At 51.6% G+C, this 20,398-nt stretch carries 15 protein-coding genes; 9 read left to right on the top strand and 6 right to left on the bottom strand.

From position 1 onward, the window contains the following. Positions 1 to 15: 15 nt before the first annotated feature. Together trxA and BFW38_RS01310 are read right to left on the bottom strand one after the other, a co-directional pair. Positions 16 to 870 (bottom strand): thioredoxin, encoded by an 855-nt coding sequence (gene trxA / locus BFW38_RS01305; RefSeq protein WP_068996766.1) that lies wholly within the window; start codon positions 868 to 870, stop codon positions 16 to 18. 142 nt (positions 871 to 1,012) lie between these two features. Then, a complete protein-coding gene (locus BFW38_RS01310; protein WP_068996767.1) occupies positions 1,013 to 1,528 on the bottom strand; it encodes a hypothetical protein in 516 nt (171 codons plus the stop codon). 543 nt (positions 1,529 to 2,071) lie between these two features. On the opposite strand from BFW38_RS01310, the gene BFW38_RS01315 reads away from it, so the two are divergent. Beyond that, positions 2,072 to 2,302 carry a bacterioferritin-associated ferredoxin gene (locus tag BFW38_RS01315; RefSeq protein ID WP_068996768.1) on the top strand — a complete coding sequence of 77 codons (231 nt, stop codon included), beginning with the start codon at positions 2,072 to 2,074 and terminating at the stop codon, positions 2,300 to 2,302. A gap of 196 nt (positions 2,303 to 2,498) precedes the next feature. After that, entirely contained in the window at positions 2,499 to 2,978 is a 480-nt protein-coding gene (gene bfr / locus BFW38_RS01320) for a bacterioferritin (protein WP_068996769.1), read from the top strand. Positions 2,979 to 3,090: 112 nt separating this feature from the next. On the opposite strand, the gene ettA is transcribed toward bfr, so the two are convergent. Further along, complete coding sequence (ettA, locus tag BFW38_RS01325) at positions 3,091 to 4,752, bottom strand: energy-dependent translational throttle protein EttA (protein WP_068996770.1); 1,662 nt, start codon at positions 4,750 to 4,752, stop codon at positions 3,091 to 3,093. Between the two features lie 349 nt (positions 4,753 to 5,101). On the opposite strand from ettA, the gene glyA reads away from it, so the two are divergent. Both glyA and BFW38_RS01335 read left to right on the top strand, forming a co-directional pair. Continuing rightward, entirely contained in the window at positions 5,102 to 6,364 is a 1,263-nt protein-coding gene (gene glyA, locus BFW38_RS01330; RefSeq protein WP_068996771.1) for a serine hydroxymethyltransferase, read from the top strand. A gap of 413 nt (positions 6,365 to 6,777) precedes the next feature. Then, positions 6,778 to 7,479 (top strand): type 1 glutamine amidotransferase domain-containing protein, encoded by a 702-nt coding sequence (locus BFW38_RS01335; RefSeq protein ID WP_068996772.1) that lies wholly within the window; start codon positions 6,778 to 6,780, stop codon positions 7,477 to 7,479. A 208-nt stretch (positions 7,480 to 7,687) separates the two neighbouring features. On the opposite strand, the gene BFW38_RS01340 is transcribed toward BFW38_RS01335, so the two are convergent. Beyond that, on the bottom strand, positions 7,688 to 8,776 hold the full coding sequence (locus BFW38_RS01340; RefSeq protein ID WP_068996773.1) for an AbrB family transcriptional regulator: 1,089 nt from the start codon (positions 8,774 to 8,776) through the stop codon (positions 7,688 to 7,690). Between the two features lie 203 nt (positions 8,777 to 8,979). Between BFW38_RS01340 and BFW38_RS01345 the strand changes: the two genes are divergently transcribed. Continuing rightward, positions 8,980 to 9,582, top strand: a complete 603-nt coding sequence (locus BFW38_RS01345) for a TetR/AcrR family transcriptional regulator (protein ID WP_175400914.1) — start codon at positions 8,980 to 8,982, stop codon at positions 9,580 to 9,582. Between the two features lie 114 nt (positions 9,583 to 9,696). Further along, entirely contained in the window at positions 9,697 to 10,269 is a 573-nt protein-coding gene (locus BFW38_RS01350; RefSeq protein WP_245686044.1) for an LOG family protein, read from the top strand. A 121-nt stretch (positions 10,270 to 10,390) separates the two neighbouring features. Here BFW38_RS01350 and olsF read toward each other — a convergent pair whose 3' ends face one another. Beyond that, positions 10,391 to 12,130, bottom strand: coding sequence for a bifunctional ornithine lipid synthase OlsF (olsF, locus tag BFW38_RS01355; protein WP_068996774.1), 1,740 nt, complete (start codon positions 12,128 to 12,130; stop codon positions 10,391 to 10,393). Positions 12,131 to 12,302: 172 nt separating this feature from the next. Between olsF and BFW38_RS01360 the strand changes: the two genes are divergently transcribed. Next, positions 12,303 to 13,298: an NAD(P)H-quinone oxidoreductase gene (locus BFW38_RS01360; RefSeq protein WP_068996775.1), complete on the top strand. Its 996-nt coding sequence runs from the start codon at positions 12,303 to 12,305 to the stop codon at positions 13,296 to 13,298. 36 nt (positions 13,299 to 13,334) lie between these two features. Beyond that, positions 13,335 to 14,384 (top strand): metal-dependent hydrolase, encoded by a 1,050-nt coding sequence (locus BFW38_RS01365; RefSeq protein ID WP_068996776.1) that lies wholly within the window; start codon positions 13,335 to 13,337, stop codon positions 14,382 to 14,384. A 49-nt stretch (positions 14,385 to 14,433) separates the two neighbouring features. On the opposite strand, the gene mltF is transcribed toward BFW38_RS01365, so the two are convergent. After that, entirely contained in the window at positions 14,434 to 15,858 is a 1,425-nt protein-coding gene (gene mltF / locus BFW38_RS01370; RefSeq protein ID WP_068996777.1) for a membrane-bound lytic murein transglycosylase MltF, read from the bottom strand. Positions 15,859 to 16,378: 520 nt separating this feature from the next. Between mltF and purL the strand changes: the two genes are divergently transcribed. Continuing rightward, entirely contained in the window at positions 16,379 to 20,290 is a 3,912-nt protein-coding gene (purL, locus tag BFW38_RS01375; RefSeq protein WP_068996778.1) for a phosphoribosylformylglycinamidine synthase, read from the top strand. The last annotated feature ends 108 nt before the right edge of the window (positions 20,291 to 20,398 follow it).

Below are 20,398 nucleotides of genomic sequence, written 5' to 3' on the forward strand. Positions count from 1 at the left end.
CCCGTCGATATTGGGTTAATACATCAGCGTGAACAGTTTGCGTCGATACGGTGCCACCAGAGGATGGCTTTCTCCCAGTAAGGCAAACACCTCGAGTAGTGCTTTATGGGCTTCCCCTTCTTGGAAGGTGCGGTCATCGCGCATGATCGCAATCAGTAATTCAAGGGCTTGTTCATGCTCGCCTTGTACTAATGCATTCATCGCTTTGAGGTAGCGGGCCTCACTATCATCTCGGTCACTGAGTGTCGCCAGCACTTCTAGAGAAGGGGCTGCATCGACAAACTTCAGCCCAGAAATCAGCCCTTTGACATCGGGTCGGCCTTTTTCTGTTTCCGGCAAATGATCGAGCACTGCTTTCGCGTCGTCGGTTTTTTGCTGCTGCAATAACACACGTGCAAGCAAAACCTGCAACTCAATGTCGTCGGGTAGCTGTGTAATGGCTTCTTGCAAATAAGCTTGGGCTTGCTCTAGCTGGCCATCACCGATTAATTGATCAATTTGTTCACGCACAATTTCGGCTGGGCTGCGGGTGTCTAAGTGTTTCCCCAGGAAAGCGCGGATTTCGCTTTCGGGAAGGGCTCCGTTGAATTGATCAACAAGTTGCCCCTGACTGACGAGCATGACCGATGGCACACTGCGAACGCCAAATTGAGCGGCGAGGTCTGGGTTCTCGTCAATATTGACCTTGGCCAGGACAAAATGGCCGGCATATTCTTCAGCAAGCTTGGTCAGAATCGGCATCAATGCTTTGCAAGGTGCGCACCAATCAGCCCAGAAGTCGACAAGTACTGGGCGCTCCATCGAGCCTTGAAGTACGACCTGCTGAACGTTTTCGAGCGTAATATCAACAATATGAGGAGATGGAGTCATAGAAAAATCCTTGTGGCTGATCGGCCATTAATCAATCGATGGCGCCGCAATGAGCGGGCATGCAAGGGTTATGGCGGTCCTGGATAGGAAAATCAAGCATTACAGTGATAGAAAAGATCTGCCACTGTAATGCGTTTTGTTCTTAGCGTCGACGCCAAGCCGGTTGACGGTCGGGTGGTGGAGGGGCTTGTTGGGGTGTTTTGCTGCCATCCCGAATATCTCTGAAGTCGCGTCCAAACCGAGTGCCGTTGGATTGCTCTTCACTTTTTGCTGAAGATTGCCGCTCTCGTTGCTGTTGACTCCGTTGTGCCGCGTTAATGGCAGCTGTCACGCTGCTGGCGCTAATGCGTTTGATCAGTCGAAAGCCTTTTTTCTCCAGGGCTTCGTAGTACCACTGATTGCCTTGAAGGCCTGCCCATATAGGCAGCATGCTTAAACCTGCCAAAGCGCCTAACATCAGCATTTGAGAGTTCATAAGCCCACTCGCCACAGCTGCTGCAATTAAGCCGCCTGTGAATAGGAAGAGCATAAACGCTTGGCCCCAAAGACTATTGGCCGCAGCCCAGAGAAAGCCAAGCCCTGCTGCTGGCCAACAAAAGCCGACAGGAACGGCACGATAGCCCTTGCGTTGATGATGATAGACTCTGAATGTCTGCATCCGTTGAATATGCTGGTATCAATATGAATGAAAATGGAAGGCCCAACCTTATTATTGTCAAAGGTCTGGTCTAGATTCCACTATTGTTAGGTGACAAGTTGTTAGGTATGACACTTTACGTACAGCTTATTGCCAGAACGGCTTTAAATCATCAGGTTACTTTTGCTTCGAATAACTGGGTTACCTTATTCAGGTTACTTTCTCTTTCCCAGGTTATCTTCTCTTTTCTAGTTTCTAGATTATCTTCCCTTATAGCGTATAACCCAATCGTTTTTTAGCCTATTGTTGCGTTTCTTGTTCTAGATATTGCTTTGCTCTCGATATTGTATCCCTTTATCGACATCTTATCTCATTGTGCCGCCTTGTGCGGGTTTTATCTTCTGTTATGCATAGCTTGAATTCGAGACCTTTTTTCGCAAACAAATGACTTGAAATCTCAATTGAGAGTCGTTATTGTTCGATCATTGATAACCGTTCTCGATGCCGAATGAAAGTAAGGGCTATTGCTGCCTACTTGGGATATGTCGGCCAGGAGTCAAGTTCATGGTTGTATGTCTGTGTAAAGGTGTCAGTGATCGCCAGATTCAGCAATTAGTGGACGCCGGTGCTCGTAGCTTACGGGATGTGCGTGAGACTACAGGGCTTGGCACTCAATGCGGTAAATGTGCTTGTGAGGCGAGACAGCTTGTTCGAGATGCGCTGAGTGAGCAGGCTGAAGCCGTACAACTCTTTAATCCTCGCCAGTATGAGGATGGTGCACGCGCGGTGGCTTAAGCATTCTCGAGCAGGCGTCGATCTGTTTCTTTTGAGTATAAACTCTCCTTATTAGCGTTTCTCAACGCTTACAATTCCTGTTCTCTGTTGCTTTATTGGCATTGGCCCTAATGGGGCTTTCTCGGTAGCCTATGTCTGCTGTTGCGGGTCTTGCCCGCGGTACAATCATTCATATGCTGATGAGGCAGGACTATTTATGAAAGGTGATGCTAAAGTGATTGAGCACCTGAACCAGGTGCTGGGCAATGAGCTGGTTGCCATCAACCAATATTTTTTGCATGCGCGAATGCTCCAGGACTGGGGGCTGAAAAAGCTCGGAGACTGGGAATATCACGAATCGATTGATGAAATGCGCCATGCTGACTGGTTGATTGAGCGCGTACTGTTTCTTGAAGGGATGCCGAACCTACAAGATCTTGGCAAGCTGCGTATTGGTGAAGATGTTAAGGAAATGCTGGAAAGTGATCTGGCATTAGAACAGCAAGCCCACAAAGATCTTAAAGCGGCGATTAGCTATTGTGAGCAAGTTCAGGATTATGTCTCGCGCGATTTATTGCGTAAGATTCTGGATAGTGAAGAAGAGCATATTGATCATCTGGAAACTGAACTGGAGTTGATTCGCCGAGTGGGTATGCAGAACTATCAGCAGGCCCAGATGGAAACCGCTGACGACTAAACCCTGTCGGTTTCTGGTTCAGATATCCAATAAGGCCCGGTATCAATACCGGGCCTTATGTTATTTCAGCGTTGTGCGCAGGGTTACGACGCCGTGTTAAAGGCGTGTAGGCCTAGGCGTCAATACGCTTGTATTTCATTCTGTGGGGTGTGTTGTCCCCAACTCTGTTGCGGTAATCTGCTTCATATTCGGCGTAGTTACCTTCGAAGAATTCTACGTGTGAGTCTCCTTCATACGCGAGAATATGGGTCGCGATGCGATCCAGGAACCAGCGGTCGTGTGAGATGACCATCGCGCATCCTGGGAAGGCTAACAGTGCCTCCTCCAGAGCCCGTAATGTTTCAACGTCCAGGTCGTTAGAGGGTTCGTCCAATAGTAAGACATTGGCCCCTTGTTTGAGCGTGAGTGCCAAGTGAAGTCGCCCACGTTCACCGCCTGACAATTCGCCAACCCGTTTTTGCTGGTCACTGCCTTTGAAGTTGAAACGACCGACATAAGCGCGAGAAGGCACTTCGACGTTCCCTATTTGTAGAATGTCCGCCCCCCCTGAAACCGCTTCCCAGACCGTCTGGTCGTCTTGAAGCCCTTCGCGAGACTGGTCAACAGTCGCCAAATGTACGGTATCGCCGAGCACGACCTCGCCTTGATCGGGCTGCTCTTTGCCGGAAATCATGCGGAACAGGGTCGATTTACCCGCCCCATTGCCGCCGACAATCCCCACAATAGCGCCTTTGGGAATGGTCAAAGAGAGGTCTTCGATGAGTAGGCGATCGCCAAATTGCTTACTGACGTTATGCAGTTCAATGACTTTATCACCGAGGCGTTCACCTGGTGGAATATAAATCTCATTGGTTTCATTACGTTTTTGGAATTCTTGACTGGAGAGTTCCTCAAACTGTTTGAGGCGCGCTTTGGATTTTGTCTGACGGCCTTTCGTCCCTTGGCGTACCCACTCCAGTTCGTGCTGAACTGCTTTGCGGTGGGCGGTCTCTTGTTTAGCTTCTTGCTCCAGGCGTTGTTCTTTTTGTTCCAACCAGGATGAGTAGTTGCCTTCAAAAGGAATGCCGTGGCCGCGGTCTAGCTCTAAAATCCAACCGGCCACATTATCCAGGAAGTAGCGATCGTGGGTGATGGCTACCACTGTGCCCGGATAATCATGAAGAAAACGTTCAAGCCAAGCGACTGATTCGGCATCCAAGTGGTTGGTTGGCTCATCCAGTAATAGCATGTCAGGGCTTGAGAGCAGCAAGCGACACAGGGCCACTCGGCGCTTTTCACCCCCTGACAGGCTGCCGACCTTGGTCTCCCATTCGGGGAGGCGTAATGCCTCAGCGGCAACCTCTAGTTTGCGGTCGAGGTTGTGGGCGTCGGCGGCTTCGATAATATTTTCCAGACGAGCTTGCTCGGCTGCTAACGCATCGAAATCAGCCTCTGGGTCCGCGTAGGCGGCATAGACTTCATCGAGCTTGGTTTGTGCCTGCTTGATTTCATCAACAGCTTCTTCAACGGTTTCTCGAACCGTTTTATCCGCATCGAGCTCAGGTTCCTGCGGCAGGTAACCAATATTGATACCGGGCATTGGGCGCGCTTCGCCATTATAGTCTTGATCAACACCGGCCATAATGCGCAGCAATGTTGACTTCCCGGCACCGTTTAAGCCCAGTACCCCAATTTTGGCGCCTGGAAAGAATGATAGCGAGATATCTTTCAGAATCTCTCGCTTGGGTGGGACAATTTTGCCCACACGGTTCATTGTGTAAACGTATTGTGCCATGTCGGATCAACCGCTCCTGAGTTGTTTGCAGTGTGCAAAATGCACATTGCAGTGCTTGCAGAAATGAATCTCATCACTTCTGGACCTATCGTAGCCGCATACCAAGCGGCGCTTTAGCGCCAGATGATAGGAGGTCGTCTCATTGAAAGCCAGCGCTTGACGATGAAGAATGCCGTCTTCGATTCCATGTCAGGGCGGTATGAATGAAATGTGGTGGTTAATGCGGTTTTTTCATGTGAATACGTGGTGTCTCTGGGCTAGAATACTCTTCCTTAAATTTTGATCACCTCACCTTGGTTGCTTTTTCCAATGTGTAGCCTTGGTGAATGCCTATCCCCGGGAGATGCGCATGTTTGATAAATCCGTGACGATTGCCGCTTATGATCCGGACGTCTGGAATGCGATGCAGTCCGAAGTTAAGCGACAGGAAGCTCATATTGAGCTGATTGCTTCTGAAAATTATACCAGCCCCGCGGTCATGGAAGCGCAAGGGAGCCAGCTGACCAACAAATATGCCGAGGGTTATCCGGGGAAACGCTACTACGGTGGCTGTGAGTATGTTGATGTCGTCGAGCGTCTTGCACAGGAGCGGGCCTGTGAATTGTTTGGCGCGGTTTATGCCAATGTTCAGCCTCATGCGGGCTCTCAGGCCAATAGTGCCGTCTTCCAGGCTTTAGTGACCCCCGGCGATACTGTATTGGGTATGAGTTTGGATGCGGGCGGTCACTTGACTCATGGGGCTAAGCCTAACTTTTCAGGTAAGCACTACAATGCCATCCAGTATGGCCTCAACGAGCAAGGCTTGATTGATTATGATGAGGTGGCTCGCCTAGCTCAGGAACATCAGCCTAAAATGATCATTGCGGGTTTTTCGGCTTACTCTCAGATTGTCGATTGGGCGAAGTTCCGTGAGATCGCCGATAGTGTCGGAGCCTATTTGATGGTTGATATGGCACACGTGGCTGGGTTGGTGGCTGCGGGTGTCTATCCGAGTCCGTTGCCTCATGCGCATGTGGTCACGACCACCACGCATAAAACGTTGCGTGGTCCGCGTAGTGGTTTAATTCTCTCTGCGGTTGAAGATGAAGCACTGCATAAGAAACTGAACTCTGCTGTTTTCCCGGGCGGTCAGGGTGGTCCTTTGATGCATGTGATTGCGGCTAAAGCCATTTGCTTCAAAGAAGCGATGAGCAGTGAGTTTAAGGCCTATCAGCAGCAAGTCGTCAAAAATGCTAAGGCGATGGCGTCCGTCTTTATTGAGCGTGGTTTTGATGTGGTCTCTGGTGGCACTGAGGATCATCTCTTCCTGTTGTCTCTGATCAAACAAGGCCTGACCGGTAAAGATGCCGATGCGGCTTTGGGACGTGCTCATATTACGGTCAACAAAAATGCGGTTCCTGGTGATCCCCAGAGCCCGTTTGTGACTTCTGGCTTGCGTATCGGTTCTCCTGCTGTCACGACTCGTGGTTTTGGTGAGACGGAGTGTCGTGAGCTGACCGGCTGGATCTGTGACATTCTCGATGCCATGGTGGCGGGTGATAGTGCCGCTGTTGAGCAGAATGTGCGAGATAAAGTTGAAGCACTCTGTGGGCGCTTTCCTGTTTATGGTTGAGCCCGTTTGTGATGGGACTGTTTTGTGATAAAGCACACTGTGTGACGAACATAGAAAGTCAGCGTTGATTCAAGGATCCGCGTTGGCTGAGTCTTTTAAGCCACCCGATGGGGTGGCTTTTTTATTGGTGCGCTAGGCATGGCGCGTAGCGCCTTGACAGGCGCTGTGCCGGTGTCGACCATCTGTCAGTGGCCGCTTTGAAGCGCCGTATATGGAACCGTACGTACGGTGGACGGTGGTGTGAGAGGACGGAGTAAGCAACTCCCCTCCTATTCGATTCGAGTATTCGGCAGCCATCGGAGAAACACGTTTTAAGGTTGGGTATCCCTTGAAGGATTCATTTTTGCCCATAGATCCCTGTTAACGCTATGCTGAGTTCAAATGATGCAGTTGGATGTCTCCGGGAGGGGTCAATGAAAATTCTGATGGTATTGACGTCGCACGACAAGATGGGCGATACGGGCCACAAGACGGGATTTTGGTTAGAGGAGTTTACTGCTCCATACTATGCTTTTGCTGATGCTGGGTGTGACATTACTTTGGCCTCGCCTGCGGGAGGGCAGCCGCCGGTTGACCCCAATAGTGATGCTGAAGATGCACAGACCGATACCACGCGTCGTTTTAAAGAAGATGCGTCTGCTCAAGATAAATTGAGCCATACCTTGGTCTTGGATACAGTCCGGGCTGCTGATTATGACGCTATTTTTTATCCCGGTGGGCATGGGCCTTTATGGGATTTAACGCAGAATGCTGACTCTATTCGTCTCATTCAGGAGTTCCTGTTGCAGGACAAGCCAGTTGGGGCTGTCTGCCATGCACCGGCGGTGCTACTGAAAACGCAGTATCCTGATGGCACCCCCGTCCTTGAGGGCATCAAGGTGACGGGCTTTACTAACACTGAGGAAGAGACCGTTGGGCTGACCAAAGTGGTCCCTTTCTTGCTGGAAGATGCGCTGAAAAAGCGTGGGGCTAATTATCAGAAGACGGGTGATTTTAAGCCCTTCTATGTCCGTGATGGGCTGGTGATTACGGGGCAAAATCCGGCCTCTTCTGAGACGACTGCACGTGCTTTGCTGCGAGCCTTGCGGGGTGAGAGCGAAGACGAGGATGATTGATGAGATCTCTGGGTGAGACGTTCGATCAGTGTTCAGTGGATTAAAGCGTATTGATCGCGTCTTTCTTGTACTTCGCCTGAAAAAGCCCGCCGTGTTTGGCGGGTTTTTTGTCTTATATATTTTTGTCTTATATATTTGTGTCTTATAGATTCTGGCCTTATGTATGCTTGCCGTTTCATGCTCAGTAGAAAGCGGTGTTATAGCGCACCTAATGATCTGAATGACTGAGACGCTTGCCTAGCATTTTGGCCACAAAAGGGCTGACGAGTAACACCAGTACAAACCTGACAGTCTGAAAGGTCATGATAAAGCCCACATCAACATGAGTGGAGGCCGCGATGATGGCAATGGTATCGAGTCCACCGGGGCTGGTCGCCATATAAGCCGTCAAAGGGTCGACATCAAACAGCCAGACCAATAAGAAGGCCAGGAGGCCGCATAACGCCATCAATGAGGCGATGGAAAGCAAAATTTTAGGTAGTGCGTGTGCGGCATAGCGCAATATGGTGACCGTGAAACCCAAGCCAATATGCCAGCCAAGCAGGGCGTAGCTGATGGCCAAGAGCCAAGGCGGGAGTTCAATATTAATGTGTCCTGTTAGCGTCAATGCCGCGCCAATGAGCATGGGCATTAAAAGTGCGCCGGCCGGTAGTCTCAATTTGATGCCTAGCCAACCGCTTAATGCGGCCAACACCAAGGTCGTGGCAAAGTCATCTGGATTTAATGAAGGAAACCAGTGGGTTAAGCTGTGAACGGGGTTTGCCTGAGTTTCTGGGACGGCCAGTGTGGCGATGAGGGAGGCCGTGATGGCCACCATTAAAACTCTTAAATACTGCATGAAGGCCACGAGCCGAATGTCGGCGCCTTGACTCTCCGCCAGCATGGTCATCACGGACGCGGCGCCGGGTGAGGTGCCCCATAGGGCGGTCATCCCAGGAAGCACTTGCCATCGTGTCATTAACCCCCCCAGTACAATGCTGGCGGCAATGACCAGCAGAGTGACCCCCATAAATAACCACCAGTTATGAATAAAGACACCGATGACTTCTGGTTGCAAACTATGTGCGATCATGCAGCCGATTAACGTTTGAGCGGCGGCAAACCGTGTTCGTGGAATTTTGATTTGGCTACCGCGAATGCTGAATAGAATGCCGGCCAGCATGGGGCCAAGCAGTAACGCCGCGGGGATGTTGAGATACTCAAGGCCTGCTGCGATCGCTCCTGAAACAGCAATCAAAGATAACCATTGAAGTCGAGTTGGCCAGTTGGCCAAACGAAAGCGTAACCGAATGGGCATCGCTTATCCTTTCACGAGGCGTCTAATAAGAAGGTCATGTTTTACTCGATTGAATCGAATCGAGACTGAATAAGGTCGTATTTAAAAACAATGATTCAGCATGCTATATATGAGGGAAACCTCACAAAACTGATTTTATGAATATGTCCTCACAAAAGTCAATGTCAGAGGGGTCGCCCTCATCGCGTGACGCTGATCACAAGGTGGCTCAAAAGCCTCGCCAACCCAAGCGCTTGCGAGGTAAGCAGCGGGTTGAAGACTTACTTAAAGCCGCCACCAGTATCTTTGCGGCTAAAGGGTATGATGCTGCAACGATGACTGAAATTGCGGCCCGAGCGAAGGCGCCTATCGGCTCTCTCTATCAATTTTTTCCTAATAAAGAGGTCTTGGCAGGCGCTTTAATGCAGCGTTATGCGGAACATTTGGAAGCACAATTGACTCAGTTATCGATTCAGGCCGGTGAGCTTTCAACCGACACCTTGTTGCAACATTTACTGGGAGTCATGCAGGCGCTGGCGCTTGAGCGGCAGGCGGTGATGACACTTATTGAGGCGCGTAATGTGACAGGGGAGTCTCGGCATATATTACGGCAGACGTTACGCCGAGGTATTCAGCAAGTATTGTGTGCCCATTGCGATACCTTGGCTAGTGATGACGCTGAGGTCTTGACTGTTATGTTGGTGCAGGCCATGAAAGCCATGGTACTGCTGGGCGATGAATCTTGTGCCGAAGCTGGGAGAAAGGCATGGCTGGAAATGGTGCAAATGTATTTTCAACAGCGTTTGCCTAGCGCTGGTGAGATGTGATTCTTGTGACTTGTTCAGTGAGGCATATCAGCCTGTCATGCCCGTCAGGTAATATAAACATCAGAACCCGAGTTAACAGGTGAGGATGTGCGTATGACAAGTCAGGAGGTCCCATTGGCAACAATCAAAAGTGTGGCCGTTTATTGTGGTTCCCGGTTGGGTCATCAGAAAGGGTATCAAGCATTAGCTCGAGATGTCGGGCGGCATATTGGTGAGCAAGGCTTGCGCCTGGTATATGGCGGAGCGAGTGTTGGTTTAATGGGCAGTGTGGCTGATGGCGCCTTACATAGTGGGGCCGAAGTCATTGGTGTTTTGCCTGAAGTGCTGAAGGATAAAGAGTTCGCTCATAAGGGACTGACGCAATTACTGGAAGTGCGTGATATGCATGAGCGCAAGTCCAAGATGTCAGCGCTTTCGGATGCTTTTATTGCGTTGCCAGGAGGGATCGGGACGCTCGAAGAGTTGTTCGAAATGCTGACGTGGCATTATCTGAAAATCCATCAAAAACCCTGCATTTTACTGAATTTTGATGGTTATTATGATGGACTTTTGAGCTTTTTGAAGCACTCTCTGAATGAAGGTTTTAGTGCGCCGATGCCTCAGTTATGGGTCAGTGACCAGTTAGATGATGTGTTTGCTGCGCTGGCAACGGGTGATGCGCCTGCAGCGATGAAACCCTTGGCTTAGGCTGTTTAATAAAACGCCGACACCCTGTCGGCGTTTTATACTGGGGCATCCTTGTGTTTGAGAATTTGAGAATTTGAGAATTTGAGAATTTGAGAATTTGAGAATTTGAGTGCTTATTGTTTTAGGCATCGGAAGCGCTATCGAGGCGCCCCATATAACGCTCACGTTTACGCGGTTTGAGTTTATCGATATCGACCATAACAAGACCGTCAATGCAGTAGCCGAAGTCCGCATCCACACTGAAATCTAGAAAGCGAACGCCACCTTCCTCACAGACTTCCGTGTATTGTTTGTAGAGTGTCGGCACCGTGACCCCGTACAAATCCAGTCGTTCTCGCAAGGCAATAAAGTCTTCTCGAGCATCTTTGAATTCGAAAATGGATTCAGCTTCACGCTGGCCCACCGCTGAAATGCGATACGGGGCATTCGCCATGGCGCCGGTTGAAGGGTCGTTGTGACCATAATAATGGCGGTAGTAGGTGACTAATAGGTCCTTGGCCTGGGTGGGTAGGCTGTTGGACAAGGTTACGGGGCCAAACATCCATTTGATATGAGGACGGCTACGTAAGTAAGCGCCAATACCAAACCACAGATAATCCAAGCTGCGCTTGCCCCAATAGCGAGGCTGAACAAAGCTACGGCCTAACTCTATGCCTTCGGCCAGTTGTGGAATGATCGCATCACCGTAACGGAATAAGCTGGCAGAGTAGAGGCCGCTGCGGCCGTGCCGTTTGAGCAGTTCGCCTGCTTCGGCAATTCGATAAGCACCGACTATTTCTAGTGCTTCATCATCCCACAGGATTAGGTGTCGATATTCTCGATCATAGGCATCCAGATCACGTCGGCTGCCTGTGCCTTCACCGACGCGACGAAAGGTCATTTCTCGCAAGCGGCCAATCTCACGCATAACGGCAGAGTCTGGCGCATAACCCAATAACCAGATCTGTTTACCATCAGCGGTACTGCCAAGCCGTTCACCCTGGCGTAGCTCAGTCCGTACTGCTTGGCAATCTTCCGGGTGAGCGATGGACTTTTCGGTGACAAATAGAGGCGGTTTGCCTTTAGCCAGTCGATAGACGTGTTTGCGGAGTAACTTGATTTTGGTGCGGGTAGAAAGATCCTGAACGTCAAAGCGCTCCAGCGGAATCAGTTCACCAATGCGAATGGGGATATCTACGGCATGCTTTTTAAACATTTCATTGACGAGCAGTAGCGAGCCAATAGGTCGATAAAGCAAGCAAAGGGAATAGAAAAGCGCTGAATTTCTTGCACTGACATGGACCGGTAGGATCGGCGCATTCGTTTTGCGAGCGAAATGTAAAAAACCGCTTTGCCAGCGGCCATCTTTGATACCCGTCGGTCCAGCGCGTGAGACTTCCCCTGCTGGAAAAATGATGACGGCTTCTTCAGCAGTTAAAGCATCCACGACTTTTTGGCTCGCGGCGCGATAACGCTTTTGAGAGACGACATCAATGGCCAGCAGCAGGGGGGATAACGGCTCAAAGTGCATCAACATGTCGTTGGCGACGATTTTGACATCGCGGCGCACTTCGCCGACCAATTTGAGTAATGCCAGTCCATCCAATGTGCCCAGCGGGTGGTTAGCGACAATCACCACGCGGCCTTCGGTGGGAATATTTTCGCGTTGTCGATCACTGACTTGGTAGCTGATTTGAAAGCGTTCAAGCACTTCATCGACAAACTCAAAAGGCCCCGCATCTTGGTGAGCACTGAGGAAGTGATTGACCTCAGACTCATGAGTCAAACGCTTCAACAGGCTGACGGTCGGTTGTCGAATCAGGGCGGGTTTATCTGCCAACTGCGGGAATCGATCCCGAATAACGTGTTCAATGTTCAGCATCAGTTTATCCTCCGGTCGCGCTCAGCATGGCGACCGGATGTGACGCTCAGATGGCACCGATATGGCAAAGGGATGACGGTGCTGGCCTTGAAAATCAGAGCAATCTGCACCATCACTCTTTTAGAGCATAAGCACCGAGTGTGCTTATCCGTTTTGAGATGAAGGAGAGCCCATGTCCGCAATGCAAGCAATCGTGATTGATGATCAGCAGCAATTACAATGGCAATCAGTTCCTGCTCCTGAGAGGCCGGGCCCAGGGGAAGTGCGGATTCAGGTGGTGGCGTCAGCGGTGAATCGAGCCGATTTGATGCAGCGCAAAGGGGTTTATCCGCCGCCCCCTGGGGCGAGTGAGATTCTGGGCCTTGAATGCAGTGGTTTGATTGATGCCGTGGGCGAAGGGGTGACGCAATGGCAAGTGGGTGACCGTGTGTGTGCTTTGCTCAGTGGGGGCGGTTACGCCGAGCAGGTGGTCTGTCCTGAAGGGCATGTGTTGCCTGTGCCCGAAGAGGTGGACTTGATCGATGCCGCAGGCTTGCCCGAGGTGTTTGCGACGGCTTGGTTGAATATTTGGCAGGAAGCCGCTGCTCAGCCGGGCGAGTCGGTGCTGCTCCATGCTGGCGCCAGTGGTGTCGGGACGGCCGCCTTACAGTTGTGTCGTTACATGGGGAATCCCACTTTTGTGACGGCAGGCAGTGCCGATAAGATTCGACTTTGCCAGACCTATGGTGCTGAGGGCGGTCATGACCGTCATGAGGGACGCTTTACCGAAGCGGTGAAAGCGTGGCGCCCGGCAGGAGTGGATATCATCCTTGACCCGGTGGGAGGGGATTACTTCCCTCAAAACCTGGAAGTGTTGGCACAAGATGGGCGCTTAGTCATGATTGCCATCTTAGGGGGGCGTCAGGCGGAGATCGACATGGGGCGCTTGGTGTTTAAACGGTTACGTCTTGTTGGGTCAACATTACGCTCTCGCTCAGATGCCGATAAAACAGCGTTAATCAGTGATTTACGGCAACGGGCTTGGCCTGGGCTGAGCCATGGCGATCTCATGCCCGTGATTCACCAGCGGTATCCGATTGCGGCGGCTGACCAAGCCCACCAAGCGCTGGCTGAGAATGATACGGTAGGCAAAATTATTTTAACGGTTGCGGATTCGACCGATACGTGACCATACCGCTAACCTGCTGTAAGGAATGACGCTGAGATGGATTCAGTCACTCAAGCCGTATTGGGTGCCAGTATTCAAGGCGCTCTTTTAGGGCGCTGGCAGGGACGCAAGGCGCTGTTGTATGGAGCTGTATTGGCCACCTTGCCGGACCTGGATATATTGATTGACTATGGCGACCCCGTGGCCAACATGACACATCATCGCAGCTTCAGTCACTCGCTGCTGGTGTTGACCGGGGCCAGTATTTTGATGAGTTGGTTGATCGTCAAAATGAAGCCTCGATTACCCTATTCACCTTGGCGGTTGTGGGTGACGCTGTGGCTGGTGCTGATTACGCACCCGTTGCTCGATACCATGACGACTTATGGGACTCAGTTGTTATGGCCTTTTGAGCCGCCCCCCGCGGCTATTTCGAGTATTTTTATTATTGATCCGTTGTACACGTTGCCGCTTTTAATCGGTGTGTTGATCGCCACTTGCTCATCGGCATCACCGCAGCAGGCTGTTCGGCCCCAGAAGGCACTGATTGTGGGACTCATGCTCAGTAGCCTCTATCTGGTTTGGAGTTATGGTGCTCAGCAATGGATAACGCATCGTGTGATGGCTCAAGCTCGGGCGGATCACGTTTCGGCGGATAAAATACTCGTTGTGCCGGCACCTTTTACCACTTTCCTGTGGCGTGTCGTGATGCTGGATGATCAAGGGCAGTTTACGGAAGGTCTTGTCGGTGTGTTTGATCGTACCCCGCCTCACTGGGTGACGTTACCTTTAGGTCAGCCGCCTGAGCCTGCGTTGGCCCAGTTGAGTGATTACCAGCGGATGCAGTGGTTTACACAGGGCTTCTTACGTCAGGATCTGGCCGATAATGAGTGGATTGTGACCGATTTACGATTGGGCATGACCGGTTTACACCCTTTTCGTTTTGGCCTGGCCACTGAGGATGATGGGCATTGGCAGCCGATGACCCCGGCGCACCGGCTACCTCGGGTGCAACCTGACTGGGATCGCATCAGATTGCTCTGGCAGCGCATTTGGAATGATCAGACCCCAGTACCACTGGCTGAGTGGGCGAAAGGGATTCGGTAGGATTTGGCCTGCGTATGCGCGATTGAACGTCTCATGCGCAGGCGGTCATTTATAATACGGGCGGCACCACACTGAAACTGGTTTCTGGCTCTAAACTCGCACTACGGGCTTCCAGCATTTCCAAAAAGTTATTTTGGCTGCGTTCGTACCATTCCAGAATTTCACGGTAGCGGCGAATGTTACGGACATAAATGACGGGCTCGTGGCCTCTGGCATAACCATAACGGGTGTGGCGATACCATTCGCGCTTAGCCAGTAGCGGGAGGTATTCGGCGACATCCGCCCATTGGTCGGGATCTTTGCCTTGGGATTCTGTGATGCGCCGTGCATCTTCCAGGTGGCCCATGCCGACATTGTAAGCGGCCAAGGCCATGTAAAGTCGGTCATCATCATTCAGTCTATCGGGCAAACGATTATAAAGCTGACGTAGATAGCGGGCACCGCCTTTGATGCTTTTAACCGGGTCGAGTCGGTTTTTGATGCCGAGCTCTTTAGCGGTCGTCAGTGTCAGCATCATCATGCCTTTGACCCCGGTGGGGGATACCGCACGGGGTCGCCAGTGAGACTCCTGGTAACCTACAGAGGCTAATAACGTCCAGTCCAAGTCGCTGGTGGCGGCAGCGGCTTTAAAAGCCTCTTCCCATTGCGGTAACTTTTCTCTGATTTGGCGCACAAAACGCCGCGCCCCAACATAATCGATATGTTTCTCGTGGCGGTAGTATCGATCTCGAATTTCGTCAATCAAGCCGCTTTTATGGGCTTGACGGATGAAACCATTCGCCGCTTGGAGTAAGTCTGTGCGCTCTTCTTCTGGAAATAGCCAGACTTGAGCCACTTTGGCATCAATCTCAAAAGCGATGCCTACGCGGGGGAAGAAAAAGCGGTTGAGGGTGTAATCTTGATGATTGATCAGTGCATAAGGCAGTTCGCCATCTTGCACCATTTTGAGCAGATCGGTGACTTCCAGCTCGTCGGTTTCGCGCCAACTGAGGGCCGGGTACTGGGTTTGCAGCGTTCGCATCATCTCAGCTTGACGTGTGTTGGCTAATACGGCGAGTTGGCCTTGATCAATCTCTTCCCAATTGTCGGGGCGCTTTGAACCCCGGCGATAGACCACGACCTGATCGGATTCAATCAGGGGTTCACTCATTTGGAAGCGATGCATGCGATCGAGTGTAATGCCTAGCCCGCCTGCCGCCATATCGGCTTGCCCTTCAAGCAAGGCTGTTTCCATGTCACTGATGCTATGACCACTGATCACCTCAAGCTGGACGCCTAAGTGATCAGCAAAGGCCTTGACCAGCTCATATTCAAAGCCAGCAGGACCATTACGGTTTTCATAATAAACTGAAGGCGTGTTGCGCATCAGCACCTGCAACTTGCCCCGCTTGAGGATTTCTTCCAGCGGGTCAGGGCTGCGGCAGCCAGTGAGTAACACCGGCAGTAGCAACAGAGCCCACCACCATTTCTTCATGATTGGACCAGGCTTGGGGAGCCATCTTACGGCTCCAGATTTTATCGTCTGAGTGTCGTTAGCTGAATCTGTCGTTAACTAAATCTATCGTTAATAGGATCTATCGTTGTGATCCGCATTTTTTACTTACACGAACGGGTCAATCAATCAACTGAGCAGCAATATTTGTTGAACCTGTTGCTGAGTTTAAGTTCGCTATGCCTGAGTTGAATACTGCGGATTGTATCAAATCCTGAATCCCTGTCTTTTGTCGCTTTGTTATCGTGAGCCTAACGGTTATCGCGAGCATTTTTTGTTACTGAAATCACTTTTGTTACTGAAATCACGCCTTCTTGTTATCAGGAATACTGCTTCATCGTTTTGCCTGGGCTCAGTGGTCCGCCATGGAATCGCTCAGTATTATATTCAATGGGCGTCGGCTAAATCTGACATAGATAGCAGGACACCGCCAGTCCCATACGGTATCATGCACGCCTAAATCTTTTCCCGCTCTTTCCATGCTCCCAAAGAGGCCCAGGTAATGCTTGAACTGCGAGGCGCGCCCGCTCTCTCTGCCTTTCGTTCCCGTAAGCTTCTGGCCAGTTTGCAGGCCGCTTGCTCGCATGTGACTTCGGTTTATGCCGAGTACATGCACTTTGTTGATCTTCAGGGCAGTCAGCCCTTGACTCAGCCTGAACAGGATGAATTGACCCAGTTGCTGAGCTATGGTCCAACAGAGACAGCCGCTGACCCTGTTGGCCAACTTTTTTTGGTGGTGCCGCGTCCTGGCACTATTTCCCCTTGGTCATCTAAAGCGACGGACATTGTACGTAACTGTGGCTTGACCCGAATCGATCGTATCGAGCGTGGTGTGGCTTACTATGTACAAGCCAGCGGTGTGCTTGATGCCCCCGTGCGTGCCGCGATTGCCGCGGTTCTTCATGATCGAATGACCGAGTCGGTGTTGGGCCAGTTGGACGATGCTGCTGCTTTGTTCCGTCATGAGCAGCCGCGGCCGTTATCCAGTGTCGATATTTTGTCCGGGGGACGTGAGGCATTGGTTGAGGCCAATCAGTCTCTGGGGCTGGCACTGGCTGACGATGAGATCGATTATCTGGTCAGCAGCTTCACGGATTTGGGGCGTAATCCCCATGACGTTGAGCTGATGATGTTCGCTCAGGCTAATTCAGAGCATTGTCGTCATAAGATCTTTAATGCGGATTGGACCATTGATGGCGAGCCCGCTGAACATTCGCTGTTCGGCATGATTCGGAACACCTATAAGCAATCGCCCGATAAAGTGTTGTCTGCTTATAAAGATAATGCCTCGGTGATTGAAGGCTTTACTGCGCCGCGTTATTTCCCTCAGCCTGATTCTTATCAGTGGACGGTCACAGAAGAACCGACGCCGATTCTGATGAAGGTGGAAACGCATAACCACCCGACTGCCATTTCTCCTTTTCCAGGGGCGGCGACCGGAGCAGGGGGGGAAATCCGTGATGAAGGCGCGACTGGTTTGGGTGCTAAACCCAAAGCAGGCTTGACTGGCTTCACCGTATCAAACCTGCGGATTCCTGATTTTGTTCAGCCTTGGGAAGGTGAGGATTATGGTCGCCCAGGGCGTATGGCTTCACCGCTGGATATCATGATTGAAGGCCCCATCGGGGGGGCTGCGTTCAATAATGAATTTGGTCGTCCTAACCTCAATGGTTATTTCCGCACCTATGAAGATAACGCGGTTGGCGTGAATGGTGTGGAGCGTCGCGGTTACCATAAGCCGATTATGCTGGCTGGTGGACTGGGCAATGTGCGTCCAATGCACGTTGAGAAAGGTGAAATCCCCGTTGGCGCCAAACTGATTGTGTTGGGCGGCCCGGCGATGAATATTGGGCTCGGCGGTGGGGCGGCCTCATCAATGGCTACGGGGGATTCCAGTGAAGATCTGGACTTCGCATCGGTACAGCGAGGCAATCCGGAAATTGAGCGCCGTGCTCAAGAGGTGATCGATCGCTGCTGGGCGTATGGCGATGATAACCCGATTTGTTTTATCCATGATGTTGGGGCTGGCGGGCTATCCAATGCGTTGCCAGAGTTGGTGAAAGACGGCGAACGTGGTGGACGTTTTCAGTTGCGTGATGTGCCCAATGCTGAGCCGGGGATGACACCGCTTGAGATTTGGTGCAACGAGGCACAAGAGCGTTATGTGCTGGCCGTGCCTGCGGATCGCCTGGATGATTTCGATCAACTGTGTCGCCGTGAGCGAGCACCTTATGCGGTGGTTGGCGATGCACTCGAAGCGCATGTACTCGAAGTCATGGATGGTCACTTCAACAGTAAGCCCGTTGATTTGCCCATGAGTGTGTTGTTCGGTAAGCCACCGAAAATGCACCGGACTTTTGAGCGTGTGGTGCCTGAGTTGCCCGCATTACAGCTGAGTGAACTGGATGTTTATGATGCTGCTGAACGTGTCCTGCGGTTACCTGCGGTGGCCAGTAAGCAGTTCTTGATCACGATCGGGGATCGTACTGTGGGCGGTTGTGTCGCCCGCGATCAGATGGTCGGGCCTTGGCAAGTGCCGGTGGCCGATTGTGCCGTGACAACAACGACACCATTCACCGAAACGGGTGAGGCGATGGCGATGGGGGAACGTACGCCCCTGGCCTTGATTAATGCGCCTGCTTCCGGTCGGATGGCTGTTGGTGAGGCAATTACGAATCTGGCGGCAGCACGCATTGAAGCTTTGTCGGATATCAAACTCTCTGCCAACTGGATGTCGGCGGCTAACCATCCTGGAGAAAATCAGGCGCTGTATGACACGGTGCATACAGTCGGGATGGAGCTGTGTCCTCAGCTGGGGATTGCGATTCCGGTCGGTAAAGACTCGATGTCAATGCGCACGGTATGGGAAGACGATCAGGGCGAGGAAAAAGCAGTGACCTCGCCACTTTCTCTCGTTGTGTCAGGATTTGCCCCGGTATTGGATGCGCGTGCGACCTTGACACCACAGCTGCGCACTGATCATGGTGATACCGACTTGATCTTGATTGATCTGGGGCGTGGACAGCATCGTCTGGGCGGCTCTGCGCTGGCGCAAGTTTATAACCAGGTGGGCAATCAAGCGCCTGACTTGGATGAGCCGGAAGACCTCAAAGCACTCTTTGCGGTTGTTCAAGGGCTTAATGCTGACGGCAAACTGTTGGCGTATCACGATCGATCTGACGGCGGCTTGTTCGCGACTTTGACTGAAATGGCCTTTGCTGGGCATACCGGCTTTGAAGTGAAGCTGGATTTATTAGCCGAGTCTCGTGATGGCGCCATTGCCGCCCTGTTTGCTGAAGAGCTGGGCGCTGTCATTCAGGTTCGTCAAACTGATACCGAGTTTGTATTGATGCAGCTAGCGGCTGCAGGGTTGGATTGTGTTCAAGTGATTGGCCACCCGACGACGGATGATCGCTTTAATCTCGTGTTTGATGGTCAGGCATTGCTTGAAGGGCCGCGTAGCCACTATCAGCGCTTGTGGAGCGAAACGAGCTTCCGCATTGCTGCATTGCGTGATAACGCCGACTGTGTCAACGAAGAGTTTGATAATCTGCTGGATACGCAGGATCCAGGTTTGAACGTTAAACTCCCGTTTGATGTCAGCGAAAATATTGCCGCGCCGATGATCAATACTGGGGTTCGTCCTCAGGTGGCGATTTTGCGTGAGCAGGGTGTGAACAGCCAGCAAGAGATGGCTGCGGCTTTCCACCGAGCAGGTTTTGACGCGGTCGATGTGCATATGAGTGACTTGCTGTCAGGTCGGCAAACCCTTGAAGGGTTTAAAGGGTTGGCGGCGTGTGGCGGTTTCTCCTATGGCGATGTTCTTGGCGCTGGCGGTGGTTGGGCCAAGTCGATTATGTTCCATGCGCAGACGCGGGCTCAATTCGAAGCGTTCTTCAAGCGTGATGACAGCTTTGCTTTAGGCATTTGTAATGGCTGTCAGATGCTGGCGCAATTGAAAGATCTGATTCCTGGTGCAAGCCACTGGCCCCGCTTTGTTCGCAATCAGTCGGAGCAGTTCGAAGCACGACTGGTGTTAAGTGAGGTTCAGAAAACGCCGTCTATCATGCTGGCGGGTATGGAAGGCGCTCGCTTGCCGATCGCGGTCTCCCATGGTGAGGGGCTGGCTGAGTTTCGTGATACAGGACACCTTCGTACGGTACAGAATAGCGGCACCGTGGCACTACGTTACGTTAACCACCATGGTGAAGTGACGACACGTTATCCGTTTAACCCGAACGGCTCCCCGGCGGGGATTACAGGGCTGACCAACGAAGATGGCCGTGTCACCATTATGATGCCGCACCCTGAGCGCGTAGCACGAACTGTCAATAACGCTTGGCACCCAGAAGACTGGGGTCAACAGGGGCCTTGGCAGCGGATGTTTGCGAACGCTCGTGTTTGGCTCGGATGATCTGCTTGGCGACTGTGATAAACTAATGCATAGCAAGCAAATGGGAAGGCCAGCGGCCTTCCCATTTGTATTTTTGGGCCTGAGTAAGCTCAGACCTGTTTCCTAAAT

This window comes from Terasakiispira papahanaumokuakeensis, assembly GCF_001709345.1.
GTDB lineage: Bacteria > Pseudomonadota > Gammaproteobacteria > Pseudomonadales > Halomonadaceae > Terasakiispira > Terasakiispira papahanaumokuakeensis.

Coding starts and splice junctions, on each gene's coding strand:
- BFW38_RS01340 (WP_068996773.1), bottom strand. CDS start 8,776: ATGCCCATTCGGTTACGCTTTCGTTTGGCCAACTGGCCAACTCGACTT.
- olsF (WP_068996774.1), bottom strand. CDS start 12,130: ATGCTGAACATTGAACACGTTATTCGGGATCGATTCCCGCAGTTGGCA.
- glyA (WP_068996771.1), top strand. CDS start 5,102: ATGTTTGATAAATCCGTGACGATTGCCGCTTATGATCCGGACGTCTGG.
- mltF (WP_068996777.1), bottom strand. CDS start 15,858: ATGAAGAAATGGTGGTGGGCTCTGTTGCTACTGCCGGTGTTACTCACT.
- BFW38_RS01365 (WP_068996776.1), top strand. CDS start 13,335: ATGGATTCAGTCACTCAAGCCGTATTGGGTGCCAGTATTCAAGGCGCT.
- BFW38_RS01360 (WP_068996775.1), top strand. CDS start 12,303: ATGTCCGCAATGCAAGCAATCGTGATTGATGATCAGCAGCAATTACAA.
- purL (WP_068996778.1), top strand. CDS start 16,379: ATGCTTGAACTGCGAGGCGCGCCCGCTCTCTCTGCCTTTCGTTCCCGT.
- bfr (WP_068996769.1), top strand. CDS start 2,499: ATGAAAGGTGATGCTAAAGTGATTGAGCACCTGAACCAGGTGCTGGGC.
- trxA (WP_068996766.1), bottom strand. CDS start 870: ATGACTCCATCTCCTCATATTGTTGATATTACGCTCGAAAACGTTCAG.
- ettA (WP_068996770.1), bottom strand. CDS start 4,752: ATGGCACAATACGTTTACACAATGAACCGTGTGGGCAAAATTGTCCCA.
- BFW38_RS01335 (WP_068996772.1), top strand. CDS start 6,778: ATGAAAATTCTGATGGTATTGACGTCGCACGACAAGATGGGCGATACG.
- BFW38_RS01315 (WP_068996768.1), top strand. CDS start 2,072: ATGGTTGTATGTCTGTGTAAAGGTGTCAGTGATCGCCAGATTCAGCAA.
- BFW38_RS01310 (WP_068996767.1), bottom strand. CDS start 1,528: ATGCAGACATTCAGAGTCTATCATCATCAACGCAAGGGCTATCGTGCC.